The organism is Acidiphilium sp. PA, assembly GCF_026191915.1.
In the GTDB taxonomy this organism is placed as follows: Bacteria; Pseudomonadota; Alphaproteobacteria; order Acetobacterales; family Acetobacteraceae; genus Acidiphilium.
This window is the reverse complement of sequence record NZ_JAIMBY010000086.1, coordinates 1-1,088: the sequence shown is the minus strand read 5'-3', so window position 1 is coordinate 1,088 and position 1,088 is coordinate 1. Positions and strand designations below refer to the sequence as shown.

At 55.2% G+C, this 1,088-nt stretch carries 1 protein-coding gene; it reads right to left on the bottom strand.

The genetic code is table 11. The annotated features are described in order from the left end of the window. Positions 1 to 125 precede the first annotated feature (125 nt). Positions 126 to 1,004: an HD domain-containing protein gene (locus AruPA_RS21685; protein ID WP_265638798.1), complete on the bottom strand. Its 879-nt coding sequence runs from the start codon at positions 1,002 to 1,004 to the stop codon at positions 126 to 128. Between the last annotated feature and the right edge of the window lie 84 nt (positions 1,005 to 1,088).

Sequence of the window (1,088 nt, the reverse complement as noted above, 5' to 3'; positions counted from 1 at the left end):
CGTAGCGCAATCCGGCCCGGCAATATCGTTGCCGGGCGATTTCAGTCCAAGCCATTGCGAATCCGTCTGTTGTTGCAAACCGACAGAATCACAACCTACTGAAATCGCTCAACTATCTTTTGCGGTCAGGCTCTTAGATAGCCCGGAACGACGAGGACCGCTTCGGGGCCGCCCCCATCGAACAAGCGCCCCATTATTTCGTTCACCCGCCGATGTAACTGGATGGCTGCAGCTCGAGTGGGAAGCGCGAAGTAGAGGCTGTCCACCAGGCCGGCCTCGAATTGGCGCGCAAACCGCCACAATGCGGCTTCCGTCTTTCCCGAACCCGTTTCGGCTTCCAGGATAACAAGATGTTCTTCGAGTGGAAATTCACCGATCAGGCGTTGCTGCGGCCGCGGCTCCATACCTTTGGTGAGGGTCGCGAAATCGGTGCGTCCGCTCGCCTGATCGCGGAAGCTGCTCGCATCGAAACCGATATACGCCAGCGCCTTGCGTGCCCTGTCACGAGCCGTCGTGATGTACTGACCATCGAGATCGGGAACAAAATCAAAAATATTCTTGGTCGATCCAACCCAGTCGGCGAGGGAGACAAGGCCGCAAAGTAGATGTTGGAAATCTGGTGCAGTGGGCATTTTGGTTTCAACGTCTGATTCGAATGCTGCTGCGAACCAAACTCGGATCAACGCGCCGATTTCGGCTGAAATTGCCATAGGATCATAGCCGACAGATGGAACACGCTGCCATTCTTTCCCCGCGCGTTCTTCCGTCGCGAAGGGACGACCATGATGGGCTAGAACAGCAAACAGCAGGTGTTCGTCGACGCCCCACTCAGCGAGCATTCCGAGATGCAAGTTCCAACCGATCTCTTCGGGCGTATGGCCACAAAGGATCGCGGCAGCTTCCTGTAGATGTCCATGACGCCCACCATTCCAGACGCCTTGGGGCCATCCCTTAGCATTACAGTTGCATTTTTTAGTTGCTAAACGCGTTGAACTCTGAATCAATGGGTGACCATGAGTCGGAGGTCATGGATTTTGAGTGCATCAATCGAAGCGACGCTGGAATATTGGGCGAAGTCACTGCGCGAT